The organism is Ignavibacteriota bacterium (genome assembly GCA_019637995.1).
Taxonomy (GTDB): domain Bacteria; phylum Bacteroidota; class Ignavibacteria; order Kapaibacteriales; family UBA2268; genus JANJTB01.
The window spans coordinates 130,606-145,498 of the sequence record JAHBUQ010000004.1; the positions used below are offsets into that span (position 1 = coordinate 130,606).

Annotated in this window: 16 protein-coding genes; 10 read left to right on the top strand and 6 right to left on the bottom strand. The window is 33.8% G+C overall.

Annotated features, from left to right (window positions below; translation table 11 throughout):
* Nucleotides 1-4 precede the first annotated feature (4 nt).
* Nucleotides 5-916, bottom strand: coding sequence for a biotin--[acetyl-CoA-carboxylase] ligase (locus KF896_14855; protein ID MBX3044988.1), 912 nt, complete (start codon nucleotides 914-916; stop codon nucleotides 5-7).
* Nucleotides 917-919: 3 nt separating this feature from the next.
* Entirely contained in the window at nucleotides 920-1,960 is a 1,041-nt protein-coding gene (locus KF896_14860) for a CBS domain-containing protein (GenBank protein MBX3044989.1), read from the bottom strand.
* Nucleotides 1,961-2,201: 241 nt separating this feature from the next.
* On the opposite strand from KF896_14860, the gene KF896_14865 reads away from it, so the two are divergent.
* Both KF896_14865 and KF896_14870 read left to right on the top strand, forming a co-directional pair.
* Nucleotides 2,202-3,752 (top strand): SulP family inorganic anion transporter, encoded by a 1,551-nt coding sequence (locus KF896_14865; GenBank protein MBX3044990.1) that lies wholly within the window; start codon nucleotides 2,202-2,204, stop codon nucleotides 3,750-3,752.
* Between the two features lie 16 nt (nucleotides 3,753-3,768).
* Nucleotides 3,769-4,416, top strand: a complete 648-nt coding sequence (locus tag KF896_14870) for a carbonic anhydrase (protein MBX3044991.1) — start codon at nucleotides 3,769-3,771, stop codon at nucleotides 4,414-4,416.
* 182 nt (nucleotides 4,417-4,598) lie between these two features.
* On the opposite strand, the gene KF896_14875 is transcribed toward KF896_14870, so the two are convergent.
* The 4 genes from KF896_14875 to KF896_14890 form a co-directional block, all read right to left on the bottom strand.
* Complete coding sequence (locus KF896_14875; protein ID MBX3044992.1) at nucleotides 4,599-5,297, bottom strand: carbonic anhydrase; 699 nt, start codon at nucleotides 5,295-5,297, stop codon at nucleotides 4,599-4,601.
* Nucleotides 5,298-5,422: 125 nt separating this feature from the next.
* The gene (locus KF896_14880) at nucleotides 5,423-7,144 is read right to left on the bottom strand and encodes a PAS domain-containing protein (protein ID MBX3044993.1); all 1,722 of its coding nucleotides are present in this window, start codon (nucleotides 7,142-7,144) and stop codon (nucleotides 5,423-5,425) included.
* Between the two features lie 310 nt (nucleotides 7,145-7,454).
* The gene (locus KF896_14885) at nucleotides 7,455-9,152 is read right to left on the bottom strand and encodes a lamin tail domain-containing protein (protein MBX3044994.1); all 1,698 of its coding nucleotides are present in this window, start codon (nucleotides 9,150-9,152) and stop codon (nucleotides 7,455-7,457) included.
* Entirely contained in the window at nucleotides 9,133-9,600 is a 468-nt protein-coding gene (locus KF896_14890) for a GAF domain-containing protein (protein ID MBX3044995.1), read from the bottom strand. The genes KF896_14885 and KF896_14890 overlap by 20 nt, the downstream gene beginning before the upstream one ends.
* A 164-nt stretch (nucleotides 9,601-9,764) precedes the next feature.
* Between KF896_14890 and KF896_14895 the strand changes: the two genes are divergently transcribed.
* From KF896_14895 to KF896_14930, 8 genes are all read left to right on the top strand, one after another.
* Nucleotides 9,765-9,941, top strand: coding sequence for a hypothetical protein (locus KF896_14895; protein ID MBX3044996.1), 177 nt, complete (start codon nucleotides 9,765-9,767; stop codon nucleotides 9,939-9,941).
* A gap of 193 nt (nucleotides 9,942-10,134) precedes the next feature.
* Complete coding sequence (locus tag KF896_14900; GenBank protein MBX3044997.1) at nucleotides 10,135-10,650, top strand: DUF177 domain-containing protein; 516 nt, start codon at nucleotides 10,135-10,137, stop codon at nucleotides 10,648-10,650.
* A 22-nt stretch (nucleotides 10,651-10,672) separates the two neighbouring features.
* Entirely contained in the window at nucleotides 10,673-10,849 is a 177-nt protein-coding gene (rpmF, locus tag KF896_14905; protein MBX3044998.1) for a 50S ribosomal protein L32, read from the top strand.
* 21 nt (nucleotides 10,850-10,870) lie between these two features.
* Nucleotides 10,871-11,881 (top strand): phosphate acyltransferase PlsX, encoded by a 1,011-nt coding sequence (gene plsX, locus KF896_14910; GenBank protein MBX3044999.1) that lies wholly within the window; start codon nucleotides 10,871-10,873, stop codon nucleotides 11,879-11,881.
* A 13-nt stretch (nucleotides 11,882-11,894) separates the two neighbouring features.
* Nucleotides 11,895-12,890 carry a ketoacyl-ACP synthase III gene (locus KF896_14915; GenBank protein ID MBX3045000.1) on the top strand — a complete coding sequence of 332 codons (996 nt, stop codon included), beginning with the start codon at nucleotides 11,895-11,897 and terminating at the stop codon, nucleotides 12,888-12,890.
* Nucleotides 12,891-12,892: 2 nt separating this feature from the next.
* Nucleotides 12,893-13,813 (top strand): ACP S-malonyltransferase, encoded by a 921-nt coding sequence (gene fabD, locus KF896_14920; GenBank protein MBX3045001.1) that lies wholly within the window; start codon nucleotides 12,893-12,895, stop codon nucleotides 13,811-13,813.
* Nucleotides 13,814-13,861: 48 nt separating this feature from the next.
* Nucleotides 13,862-14,599, top strand: coding sequence for a 3-oxoacyl-[acyl-carrier-protein] reductase (gene fabG, locus KF896_14925; GenBank protein ID MBX3045002.1), 738 nt, complete (start codon nucleotides 13,862-13,864; stop codon nucleotides 14,597-14,599).
* Between the two features lie 52 nt (nucleotides 14,600-14,651).
* The gene (locus KF896_14930) at nucleotides 14,652-14,885 is read left to right on the top strand and encodes an acyl carrier protein (GenBank protein ID MBX3045003.1); all 234 of its coding nucleotides are present in this window, start codon (nucleotides 14,652-14,654) and stop codon (nucleotides 14,883-14,885) included.
* Nucleotides 14,886-14,893 lie beyond the last annotated feature (8 nt).

Here is a 14,893-nt window from a genome sequence, read left to right on the forward strand (position 1 = left end):
AGAATCATTCCAGAACGATTCTTCCGTCAGTAATTGGTGTATTGCTGTTTTCGAGATAAATTTCGAGGTAATCACCTATTGATTTTACTATTCCTGAACGTATAGGCACAGGACTGGCTTGGTGAGGGTCTGTCCATATACTGATTTTTCTGCCCATAATCAGTGAGTTTTCTTTGTATTTTTTTAAAATACTCTGAACTCCCTCATTAATAAGAAGATTATAATTTTCAGAGATTTTCTTAAGCAATATATGAGAGATATATCCGGCTGAATAATTTTGTGATGATTCTTTATTTACAGAGGTTGCAGTGGGCACAAATGAAGTTGGCTGAATCTTTGGAACAGATTCAACATTAAGACCTATTCCTATGACTGCGTCTGTAACTTTATCACCTTGAATCTGGGTTTGAGCAATTACACCGCAAATTTTCGAAGAACCAATTAAAATATCATTTACCCATTTAATTTTCGCCATGCCATTAAGTTGGGGAATTTCATTCAGAGTTTCAACTACTGAAACAGCAGCAAGCATTGTAAATCCAAGCCCTACAAATCCGGGACTGACATAAGGCTTAAAATAGCAACTTAAGTGGATATTCCCTGTGTGACTTTCCCACTTACGATTTCTAAAACCATGAAACTTTTTACCTGAATCAGCCATACAAAATATTTTATCTGGAATTTGAATTTTTTGACCGGAAAGCTCCATCAAGGCATCAAATTGAGATTCTTCAGCATATTTGGTAATGAAGCCATATTTCCAGAATGGCAATTCGTATTGATAACTTGAGGAATCAAACAAAAAAAACTTTTTTTCAAGCAAACCTGTTAGCGGTGTACCATAATTATTAACAGAATTATCAGGTGGTCTGAAATAAGAACCGGCAAAATCAATATTATCTGTTAATATAATCATAATTTATAATGATGCGATTCTCGAATCTCTTCGTTGTTTTGCAAGCTGTCTTAAATCAACAACCTTGTCCACTTCATCAACAATTTCAACGCCCAAAATTGTTTCAAGCACATCTTCCATAGTAATCAGTCCTTCAATACCACCATATTCATCTACTACCATAAACATATGTTGGCGACGATTGAGAAATCTTTCGAGAGCTGTGTCGAGCTCTGCATTTTCGGGAATAAAATAAACTTCACGATTGAAATCCCTCAATTTCATATTTCCCTTTCCGTTTAAGGCGGCAATTATAACGTCTTTTGACATTACATATCCGAGTATTCCGTCATCAACTGACTCACCTTCCCATATCGGAAATCTGGAATACATTTTTAATTCTGACATTCTGGCTACTTCTTCAACTGATAATTCTGCAGCGCAGGAAAACATGACTGTTCTCGGTGTCATTACATCGGAAACCAATATTTCGCTGAAGTGCATAATGTTTTTCAATATTCTGTATTCGCCAATTTCAATAGCTCCCTCTTCGTGGGCTGATTCGACTAATTCCGATATTTCATCACGGCTTTCTTCAACGTTTGGTTTGCCAACTATTGATTTATTTAATAAGATGAAAATATGTGTTAATGGTTTGATTATAGCCGAGAATACAAAAATCGGAAAAGATAATAATCCTGCAATGCTGTCAGCGAATCTTACTCCCAATGAAAGGAACAAAAATCTGAATAGCAAAAAAGCAATAATAAATATTGATGTAGCAATTATATAGACTAAAATTCCTGTATTGCCTGCCGAAATTTCATTAAACAGGTGGTAAGCAAGAAAAGAATATGAAATAATATATGCAATAAATTCGAATATAATAAATGAATTGATTAATTCATCATAATCTGTTTTTAAATTTCTTAATCTTTGAGCCGCTTTATAATTAGTTTCAATCAGGTCATTTATTGTATCCTGCGAAAGATAATATATTACTGCTGAATATAGCGGACTTAAAATTCCAAGTATAAAAAACAACAAACTAAGGGGTATATCCATTACGGAAATAAATCTCTAAATAAATATGACAATATATCAAGGTAAAAATAATCATTTTTATTGTAAAACACAAATTTATTGTAATCTTTTATAAATTACTTTATTCCAATTTTGTGTGTTTTTTCCAAAAATAGTTCAATTATTCACAATAATATATTTATTAATACGAACTAAATATTATTATTTTGTTAATAGAAAATATATAGGAACTCAGTTGGCACCAAATACCGATACCCATCAAATGGGGATTTTTCAGAACTTAAAATATGATTTACCCGCAGGACTTGTAGTCTTTCTTGTAGCAGTGCCACTGTGTTTGGGTATAGCCCTTGCTTCCGGTGCACCACTTTTTGCCGGAATTATTGCAGGAATTATCGGTGGCACAGTCGTTGCTGCACTCAGCGGTTCGCCCTTAAGCGTAAGTGGACCGGCAGCCGGTTTGACTGTGATAGTTTTGAATGCTATAGCCACACTGGGAAGTTACGAAGCATTTTTATTGTCTGTTGTATTGGCAGGTCTGATGCAGCTTACTCTCGGATATTTAAAAGCAGGTATCATTGGATATTACTTTCCATCCTCAGTGATAAAAGGTATGTTAGCAGGGATTGGACTAATATTGATTTTGAAGCAAATACCTCATGCAATAGGTTATGACGTTGTTGTTATTGGTGATGAAAGTTTTATAGAACCCGAAGGTACAACAACATTTGAAAGTTTGATGAATTCATTTGGTCTGCTCAATTATGGTGCAGCTATAATAAGTATTATCTCAATAGTGATAATGGTATTTTGGGAAAAACCATTTTTTAAAAAATTTACTTTCGTCAAGTTGATACCGGGCGCATTAGTTGTTGTAATTTTGGGTATTGTAACGAATTACATATTTCAGTTATATTTCCCGAATTTGGTCATCGGTGAAAATATGCTTGTCAGCCTACCAATTGCTGAATCATTTCAAGACTTTGCCGTACAATTTGTATTTCCCGATTTCACTCAAATAACAAATGCTAATATTTGGATTGTTGCAGTAACTATTGCAATTATTGCAAGTTTGGAATCACTTTTAAGTTTAGAGGCGGTTGATAAACTTGACCCTTATAAACGTACTTCACCTGCCAATCAAGAGCTTAAAGCGCAGGGTGTAGGAAATTTCTTATCAGGCTTAATAGGTGGTTTGCCTATGACGGCTGTAATTGTTCGAAGCTCTGCAAACGTAAATGCAGGCGGACGCACTAAAATGGCTGCAATTTTCCATGGTATATTATTGCTTGTCAGCGTACTTCTTATTCCGACATTTCTTAACCTTATACCACTTGCAAGCCTGGCTGCAATTTTACTTTTAGTAGGTTATAAATTAGCTAAATGGGAATTATTCAGAGATTTGTACAGAATGGGAATGACTCAGTTTTTACCATTCATAGTTACAGTTCTCGGTATTTTATTTACAGATTTACTTAGAGGAATTGGCTTAGGTATGGCAGTTGCTATATTCTACATACTAAAGAATAATTACAAAACACCGTATTTCTTCCATAAAGAAACCCATAAACACGGCGAAATCATTAGACTTATTTTATCTGAAGACGTTAGTTTCTTAAATCGTGGCAGTATCCTTCTAACTCTCTCGCATTTACCTGAAAATGTCAAAGTAATAATTGATGGTACCGGTTCTCAGAATATTGATTACGATGTTTTAGAAATTATTCATGATTTTAAAATTAGCTCACAACTAAAAAATATTGAAGTTGAATTAATAGAAATTCCGGATTTTATAAAACAATCTCATCATTAATAAAAGGAGAATCTTTATGTCACAAGAGCATATTAAACTATTGGAATATAATAAACAATGGGTTAAGGAAACATTAGAACTTGACCCAAATTATTTCACTGAACTTGCAAAAGGACAAAAACCTGAATTCCTTTGGGTTGGCTGTGCAGATAGCAGAGTTCCTGCAAATGTGATCACCGGAACAAAGTCGGGTGATATATTTGTACATCGAAATATAGCAAACGTAGTATTGCATACAGATTCAAACTGTATGAGTGTACTTCATTATGCAGTAGAAGTGCTCAAAGTGAGACATATTATTGTGTGCGGACACTATAGCTGTGGAGGTATCAAAGCAGCTATGTCAAATAAGGATCATGGATTGGTTGTAAATAAGTGGCTTCGCAATATTAAAGAAGTTTACGCTAAGCATTCTAATGAACTTGATGCTATTGAAGATACTACTGAAAGAAGCAACAGACTCACAGAGCTTAATGTCATAGAAAGTGTCATAAACTTAGCCAAAACATCAATAATTCAAAGCGCTTGGGATAATCATGAGATTAAAATCCATGGTTGGGTTTATGGAATTGACACAGGCATTATCAAAGACCTGAATGTTATGGTTCAAGAAACAGCAGACTTGGAGCCGATTTTCAGATACGAAAAAATAGAAAAACTTTAAAAATATATCTTTATATATTTTCTGATTTACAAATTCTAAGTTATAATATAATATTTCCAACGTTTCCTGATATTTACAAAAGAAACGCTGGAAATTGATTATTTATTATACTTTTACTAAAAAGTGCTGATTAATATTCAAAATAGAATAATCAGAACTTTAACCTCTCAAAATCAGTAAAATTAATGCGGTGCCTTCATATCTGGGTCTAAAACATTGACCGAGCCTGTTTCAACATTATAAATCATTGGAAGTACTTGAACTTCACCATGTTCCTTACTTATTCTTTGAATCATGGGGTCGTTTTTAATCTGTTTCATACCATGAAATATATTGGCATAAATACATCTTTCCATGTGTTCGTGCTTCGGTTCAGGAATTTCCTGCTCCTCTTCCTCATCTCGGATATGCTTGATAATATCTTTAATATTACCTTCGCCTTCATGACCATGAGCAAAAGCTTTTATGGCTCCACAGTCAGTATGACCAAGAACACCGACAAATTTTACTCCAAGATGCTCAACTGCATATTGAATGCTGCCCATTTCATAATTGCCAATAATATTACCGGCTGTACGAATAACAAAAATATCGCCGACTCCGGCATCGAAAAGGGTTTCAACGGGTACGCGACTGTCTGAGCAGGCAATAATTACAGCAATAGGATTCTGCCCTTTTGATGTTTCGAGAATTGTTTTTCTATCCTGATGTGGATGAGTGGCAGTACCATCAACAAATCGTTGATTTCCGTCAAGAAGTACTTTTAATACATTAACACCCTCATGTTTAGACTTTTTTGCGTGTTCATCAGCAAAAATGGCTGCCACTGAGAGCAGAATAATTATAACGGCATTTGCCGTAAGTCGTAAAGCAGATTTCATTGGTTCTATCAATAATGTTCTACAAGATTGTTATTTAAGTCAAATACTAAAATATGTAAATAATTTAATATTTAAAAAAATAAATTTAATTTTCACCAAAATTTATCAATTATTTACAATATTATTTAAAATTCGAACTTATAGATATTGCCTTGTAAATTATCAGTAACAATTTCAAACTTTCCTTCCACCTTCTCAGCCAAAAACTGTAAGGTTCTAAATCCTACTCCTATCTCTTGTTTATCTTTAAAAAATCTCTTTTTTGAATCAAGTAATTTGCTTATATCAGCACCATTGTCAGATACCAATATAATCGGTTTACCCAGATAGTCTTCAGCATGAAAAACAACCTCTCCACCAACCGGGACATCTTTTGCTGAATCAATAGAATTGATAAGGAGAATATTTGTGATTGTTCTGTAAATATACTCATCATATAGCGATATTCCGGGTCTGAGCAAATAATCTTCTTTTAGTCTGATACCGTAAAAATCGGCTAAACCGCGAAATTCCCTTACAGTAGATTCAATAAATTGTTTTAAATTTAACTCAATTGGATTCGATTCGAACCCTGATGCAACTTTAATAAAATCAAGTATCATTTTATTTAGTACATCATAATGGAATTTCAAATTATCCCAGGATTTGATTTTGAAATCAATATTTCTGTCGCTGTAAATTATCTTTTCAAATCTTTTTGCAATATCATCCTGATACGCAAAAACTGAAAATATACTTTTACCAACTGAATTGAAAGTAGTTATAAGTGCATCTCTTTCGGCATCTTTCTTTTGCTTTTCAAGCTGCTTCACATTTCGTAAATCCTGGAAAAATCCGACTCTTCCGACTGATTTCTTCTTGTCACGGATTTCAAATGCATTTAGTCTGACCGGTATTTTATCACCAACTGTTGACTTTAAAACACAATCTTTATCCTGAAGAATTATTCCATCAATATCAGCTTCATCAAAAAATTCTTTTGGCAGCAGCTCCTGAATTTTGTTTATAGTTGGTTTGCGAATAACATTCCAAAGCAGAATGTCTTTGAGTGTCGAGTTGAATATCTGAACTCTGCCCTTAGTATCTATTGCAATAATACCATCTGCTGAATTATCAAGCAAATCACTATAAAAATCATGCGTTAGATTTAGCTGCTCCTGCAACTGATTTAGCTCTGTTATATCCAACATTATTTCCATTACAAGTTGCGTTTTATTATCTTTTACCAGAAATGGTACACTTGTAACTATTAAATGTACTTTTTCACCATTAATTGTATTTGAAATAACTGTATCAGTATGCTCTTCATTATCAGAAAAGCATAATATTGTCGGGTTATCTTGATAATCATTTTTCTTTTTGCCCGGTTCAGTATAAAATATACTGTGATTTCTTCCGAAAGTATATCTGAACTTTTGACTTGCTCTAACAATTTTCAAGCTTGGATCAACTATTGAAATATAAGATGGTACGGATTCGAATAACAGATTAAAATCCCGCTGCCATTGGTTATATTCGTTATTTTCACTAACAAGCATAAGTGCACCAACTATTTCATCATTTTGTTTAACAGGACTTATACTTATATTAATGATTGTAGTTTTGTGATTTACAATAGAATTTGTGACTATCAGAGATGATTCACAACCTTTTTCAATTGCCTCATCTAATCTTGCTATAATCTCAGGTTTACTTAGTTTCGATTCAGTTTCAAATAAAACTTTCCCTCTTAAATCCCCGAAAGAAGATATAATTTTTTTATTTAATTCTATTACCTTTTGTTGTTTATCCACATAAACAACCCCGTAAGGCAGGGATTCTATTATATTTCGTTCAATACTCATCAATTTGCTTCCAACCCTTGATGTAACAAATAATCACTATATTAAAAACAGAAATGTTCACATATTTAAAAACTTTCATAAAATATGAACTATTTATGAATGGAAATATAATAAGAATTAATTTAAATTCAAAATAAATTTATTTTTAATTCATAATTTAATAATTAAAATTTTGTTAAAAATTTAATAGTAGCATTAAAATAACGATTAATATATTTTAATTAATCGTTATTTACATTAATATTCAATCGTTTATTGATTAGAAATCATAAAAATGAAATTTAAAAATTTAAAATAATATATTAATTCAAAATCACTTCCCAATGACAATTAATGATTTTAGGACAGAAACTTTTCCTGATTCAATATCAACAGCTTCAATTACAACTATATACTGACCAATCTGGGAAATAAAATCATTCGAATTCCTTCCGTCCCAAACAATGGCACCTTGAGAACCGGAGAATCTATTGTTGGCTATCTGCGAGATACGAGTTCCGTTCATATCGTAAACTGCAGCACTCAAGTGCGAACTTGTAAATGGCAATTCATAAGATATTACTGCATTTGCGTCTGCACCTCCAAGAGATGGAGCAAATGGATTTGGTGATATGCTGATACTTCCCTCCCCGGGTTTATTTCCGGCCAGACTGTTAATCTTACCCGGAGTGCCTCCTTCATAAGCTGAACAAGTGCTCCAGTTTGCATTATAATGACTTTCCAAAATTGGTGAAATTTTTTCAAGACTTCGATTTTTGGTGTTGCTGACAGACCTGTTATGCCAAGAGTTAGAATATGTTAGCGAATCATAAATTTTTCCATTTGCATCAGCTATTACAATTAAATCCCCGCTTAAATTGAGATTCATTGATGATTTGAATAAGTAAATATTATTTTTATCTAATAAATCCGGGAATGTTTGAAAAAAAGCCTCATCCCAGGTCACGACTCCATATTCATTAGGCGGAATAACAAAAGAATCTGAAATAATCCTGACATTACCTTTTTCAATTGTGCCTGCTGCATCCCATATGACAAAATTATCAAGCAGCAAAGTATCACTACCACCATTCCATAATTCAATGTATTCAGCCATACCATCAGAAACATCATACATAATTTCATTTATTTTAATTATCGGGTCTTCACGTCTGATATAAAATTCTGAAGAAACAGTATCATTTGACCTTCTTTCATCATTGAATGAACTTACGAAAGCAGTGAACCTGACCATACCTGAACGTGGTATGATATTTCTTATTAGCTCTACAGGAATACTGATAATTGTGTCCAAATCGTATATGCTAATACCAGTCAATTCAATTAAAGATAAATTCAACATTTCACCGGAAGAAATAGTAAATTCTGCATTTACCGAAAAATCAAATTCCTGAGAACGTTTAGTTCCAATATCATTAATAACAACCTCAACTTCAGCTGATAAATTATTATAGTTTATTTTTAAGCAAGTTAAGTCATAATTAATAAGTGCTGTGCTATTTATATATCCGGGTGTTGCACCAAATGCAGATAATGATTTAGACCAATTTGTCTGAGATAGTGCTGCTGATTTGACATCAATTCGTTCAAGAGATAATCCTTTTTCACCCCATTTCATATCATAGAAAACAGTATCAATCAGCTCTGAAACATTTTCTCTCAAGGCAACAGCATCATTTGTATTATTTAAAGTTGGAAATGTTGACTGTATCATTATGCAATTCGACGGAATATTATAGTATGTTTTAAGTAAGTTAGTATCTTTAACTACTATGGCAAACTGACCCGGTTGCAATTTAAATGGTTGAATATTCCTGCTCGAAGCTAAATCTGAAATTGCAGGGGAAACTAATATTATTTCAAATTCACCGGTATTGTAAAACTCAATCCACTCCGGTTCACCATCAAGTGGAGCCGGCATAATTTCATTAATAACAATTCTTGCTTCCAAAATAATTGAGAAACAAAACATCAGAATGAATAATGTTATTTTAAGGATTGTAATAAGCATATATTTTATCCATATTTGAATTTTCAAGAAGAAATTTTAAGCCCGTTTCTATCTCTTTACATATATCAATGTCGAATCTTGATAATATCGGGCTATCAACATCAAAAACACCAAATAATTTACCATTAAAAATTAAGGGTATGACAAGTTCAGAATTTGAAGCTGAGTCACAAGCAATATGTCCATCAAATTGATGCACATTATCAACGACTAATGATTCTCTTCTTATTGCTGCAGTTCCGCAAACACCTTTTCCGAGTTGAATTCTGATACAGGCAGGCTTTCCCTGAAATGGTCCGAGAATTAATTCATCGCCTGACAACATATAAAAGCCAGCCCAGTTTAAATCTTTGTATTTTTCAAAAATATATGACGAAAAATTCGATGCATTGGCAATGAAGTCATCAACCTCAGTCATCAAACTTTGAAGACCCGCAAATTCAGACATATTTCAAACTTCCAAAATTTACCTTAAACATATTTACAAATAAAAACATAATTATTCAAATTTAAAAAAAATATCAATAATTTTTGAAGAATTGCGTTATTATACTTGAAGTTAGTTTTATCTAACTATTATTTTAGTATTTCAAATTTATTATGGTAAATTAAATGCAAACATATACCCATACATGCAATACTTGCGGCGATGTAAAAGAAGTTTATTTGTTGCCGGATGAAAAGCCTGAAGATTTAAGCGGCTGCGTATGTGATCGAACTGTTGAAAAAGTCAGCAAAGCTATGTCGCCTGATTCACTTTTGAAAAATCTTCATAAATCCGATAACTAAAATTCGGATAATTTAATATATTAAAAGCCGGTACTGAAGTGTCGGCTTTTTTACATAATGAGCAAATATAAAAAAAAATGATATATATATGCAGCCGATAATGCCGATGAATAGGGAATTTTTTTTTATTTTTTGGAAATACCTCAATAAACAGTTAAATTTGTAAGTTGTTTTTGTGCAGATTTTTAAAAAGATGATTAAAATAGATATATCCGGTATGTCCGACGGTGAATATGAGTTCGAGCTATCTGTTCCTGTAAATACGTTGGAAACTGCATTTGACGAGTTTTTTGGAGATATCAGACTAAGTGTAATTGTTAAGAAACTTGGTTTGAGATATACCCTTACAGCAGATGCCAAAGTAAATGCAAGAATGGAGTGTGATCGGTCTTTGCAAATTTTCGAAGAATTAATCTCAGCAAATTTTGAGATTGTATACCGGGCAAATACGAAATTATTTTTAGAAGTTGGAAAACACGGCGAAAATGACAAAGAAATTATTATTAGAGAAGATTATAAGTACATTGACATTTCTGAAGAAGTATTAGAGCATCTTGCTTTAAAACTTCCAATGAAGCGGTTAGCACCTGAATACAGAGACAAGGAATTATCAGAAATATTTCCTGAAATCGCTAAGGAAATAATTCCCGATGAGAATTTACCTCTTGATGACAGGTGGTCAAATTTGAAAAATATTAAGTTTAATTGATTTTATATAAAGGATAAATAAAATGCCAAATCCAACCAGAAAGTTTTCGAAATCAAGAAGAAATAAAAGACGTACGCACTACAAAGCGACTCCAATGCAGACATCAGTATGTCCGCAGTGTGGAGCTACTAAGCTTTCGCATAGTGCATGCCCTGAATGTGGATACTACAACGGCAGAAAAGTTGTTGCAGCATTATAATTTTTGATTTATCGGAAACCTATGTTGAACAGCAAAATCAGAATAGCTTTTGATATTATGGGGGGCGATTTTGCTCCTCATAATGAGTTGAAAGCAGCTGCAAGTATGAAGTCCAGATTTGCTGATTCTATTGATTTGATTTTAGTAGGTAAAGAAAGCATTATCAAAGAAAATTTGCAGAAAAGCGGTTTAAGTACCTCAGATTTTGAGATACTTAATGCCGATGATGTAATAACAATGCAGGATGACCCTACAGAAGCACTCAAAACCAAAAAAGAGTCATCAATTTACAAAGGACTTGAATATCATAAATCCGGCAGGTCAGATGCGTTTGTATCAGCCGGAAATACTGGTGCTATGCTTTCACTGTCAACTATTCTGTTAGGTAGAATCAAAGGTGTTTCAAGACCTACAATCGGTTCGTTTTTTCCATCGAAGCATGGCAAACCTGTTCTGATTGTTGATGTTGGTGCTACTTTAGAACCAAAACCAAGATACTTGTATGAGTTTGCTGTTATGGGTTCAATTTATTACAGCCAGATAACCGGAACTGAAAAACCTGTTATTGGTTTACTGAACATTGGAGAAGAGGAAATTAAAGGTACCGAAATTGTAAAGGAAACATACAAGTTGCTAAAATCAAGCAACTTAAACTTCGTAGGCAATATCGAAGGACGTGATATATTTGATGCTAAAGCAGATGTTGTGATTTGCGATGGTTTTGTTGGAAATATTGTACTCAAGTTTGCCGAAAGTTTTCTTGGAATGCTAAAATCAACCTTTAAAAATTATGCAGACAGAAGCACTTTTAACAAGCTAAAAGTCGGAATGATGCTTCCGCTGCTGAAAGATGTCTTAAAAGATTTGAATTATGAAAATTATGGTGGAGTTCCACTGCTCGGAGTAAATGGAGTGTCAATTATCGGACACGGAAGTTCATCTCCCACAGCATTGGAAAATATGGTATTAACAGCCCGCGATATGGTTAAAGCCGGCTTAAATACTAAAATCGAAACCGCTTTAACAAATTAGGAAAATATTAATTATGTCAGCAACTATTACATCTATAGCTCATTATCTTCCGGATGATGTTTTTAAAAATGATTTCTTTGAAAAATATCTAGAAACAACACATGACTGGATAATGGCTCGCACCGGAATTGCAGAAAGGAGATTTCTGAAAGAAGGTGGTACATCAGATTTAATTGTACCTGCCGCTAAAGAATGTATCGAAAAACGTGGCATTGACAAAAACGAGATTGACTGTATATTAGTGGCAACAGTAACACCTGACCACAATTTCCCATCAACAGCTGCTGTTGTCCAAAATAAACTCGGTATAAAAAATTGCTGGGGTTTTGATATATCAGCAGCGTGCTCAGGATTTGTATTTGCTTTAGCTACAGCCGCTTCGCTTGTTGAATCCGGCGCCGCAAAGAAAGTGCTTTTGTGTGGTGGTGATAAAATGAGCTCGATTGTAAATTTCAACGACAGAGCTCAGGCTGTATTATTTGGTGATGGTGCAGGTGTTTGCATTATAGAAAAGTCTGATAATCCTGAATATGGAATTTTAGACAAGCTATTATTTATTGATGGTAACGGTGGTCAGTATCTTCATCAAAAAGCAGGTGGCAGTGTCAAACCGGCAAGCCACGAAACTGTCGATAATGAGGAACATTATATTTATCAGGATGGACAAGCTGTTTTCAAAGCGGCTGTTGTCGGCATGGCTGACGTTTCGACTGATATCATGAAACGAAACAATCTGACTTCCGATGATGTAACATGGCTTGTTCCACATCAGGCAAATCTTAGAATTATTTCGGCTACGGCAAACCGTATGGGTATTAATCCTGAACAAGTGATGATTAATATTGACAAATATGGCAATACTACCGCAGGAACTATTCCGATATGTATTTCTGAATGGCTGCAAAACGGCAAAATCAAAGATGGTGACAATTTGATTCTTTCCAGCTTTGGAGCTGGATTTACATGGGGCTCAATTTATTTGAAATGGCATACAAATGGAGTGATGTAATCATGAAAAATTCGTTGCTGTTCTCTGGTCAGGGCTCTCAGTATGTTGGAATGATGAATTCTTTATACGAGAATTTTGATAAAGCAAAACAAATTATTAACTCTGCAGATGAAATTTTAGGCTATAAATTAAGTGAAATTTGTTTCAATGGTCCTATTGAAGTACTTAAAGAAACACGTTATACTCAGCCTGCGATATTCCTTCATTCAGCAGTTTTATTTGAATTATTAAAAAGCAAAGTTGAGTTTTCGGCAGTTGCAGGTCACTCAGTTGGTGAATATGCTGCTCTCTATGCTGCAGGTGTACTTAGTTTTGAAGATGCTCTCAAATTAGTCAGCAAAAGAGGCAATCTTATGTTTAGTGCCGGCGAAGACCTGCCCGGAACTATGTTTGCTGTAATTAATCTTGCTGACGATAAACTTGAGGCACTTTGCAATGAACTTTCCGAATCCGGCAAGCCAAACGTAATCGTACCTGCAAATTATAATTCACCCGGTCAGATAGTAATTTCAGGCTCACGTGATTATTTAAGAGAAAATGCTCAAAAATTCAAAGAAGCCGGTGCACGTATGGTAACAGAACTAGTTGTAAGCGGGGCATTTCATTCACCACTTATGGAACCGGCTAAAAAAGAACTCGAAAAAGCTATTGAAAATATAAATTTCAGCGATGCTAAAGTTCCTGTTTACTCAAATGTTTATGCTAAACCACTTAATAAGGGTGATGAACTCAAACCTGCTTTAATTAATCAGCTGACATCACCTGTTAAATGGGCGCAGACTCTCATTCAAATGAAAGAAGACGGAATTTCGTCATTTTTAGAATTTGGTCCCGGTTCAGTTTTACAAGGACTTGTTAAACGAACTTTAAGCGATGTGGAAATTTCGGGTGCAGATAAATTTGAAGATTTGCAAAAATTTTAGTTAAATTTAATTTTTTTTTACTAAATTTACATTTTTAAAAAGGTAAAAATTTTGAAAGATAAAATTGTCATAGTAACAGGCGGCACAAAAGGCATTGGAAAGGCTATCTGTACTGCATTTGCAGGCAGTGGGGCTAAGGTTTATGCCTTTGGAAGAAATATACCTGAAGATAAAAGTACATTTACTGAAAATCAGGAAATCAATAATTTAATTGATTTCGTAAAAGTTGATGTATCAAATCTTGAATCTGTTACTACAGCAGTTGGTGAAATTGCTAAAAAAGAAGGCAGAATTGATATTTTAGTGAATAATGCAGGTGTAACAAAAGATAATCTCCTTATACGAATGTCAGAAGATGACTGGGATTTCGTAATGGATATTAATCTCAAAGGTACTTTTAACTGCATAAAAGCCGTTTCCCGCACAATGATGGGACAGCGTTACGGAAGAATTATCAATATCGGCTCAATAGTAGGCACAATCGGAAATCCCGGTCAAGCCAATTATTCTGCCTCAAAGTCAGGATTAGTAGGACTAACAAAAGCTCTTGCCAAAGAATTGGCATCCAGAAATATTACCGTAAATTTACTGTCTCCCGGATATGTAGCAACTGAAATGACACAAAAATTATCTGAAGAGCAGAGAGAATATTTCGTAAACAATATTCCGCTTAAGCGTGTAGCACAAGCTGAAGAAATTGCTTCAGTGGTAATGTTTTTTGCAGGTGATGGTGCAAATTATATTACCGGACAGGTGCTTCACATAGATGGCGGACTTGCAATGTAATTAATTTAATTCTATTTTATATTTTGTTTAATTTTTGATTATGGAGAAGAATATGTCAGAGTACAGAACTAAAGTAACGGACATTATTGTTAAGAAGCTTGGTGTTGAAAAATCACAAATCACAGATGAAGCTTCATTTACTAAAGATTTAGGTGCAGATTCACTTGATACAGTTGAACTCATCATGGAATTCGAAAAAGAATTCAATATTACGATCGAAGATGCCGATGCTGAAAAAATTCAGACAGTAGGTATGGTTATCAGTTATTTAGAAGAACGTCAATAATTTTTAAT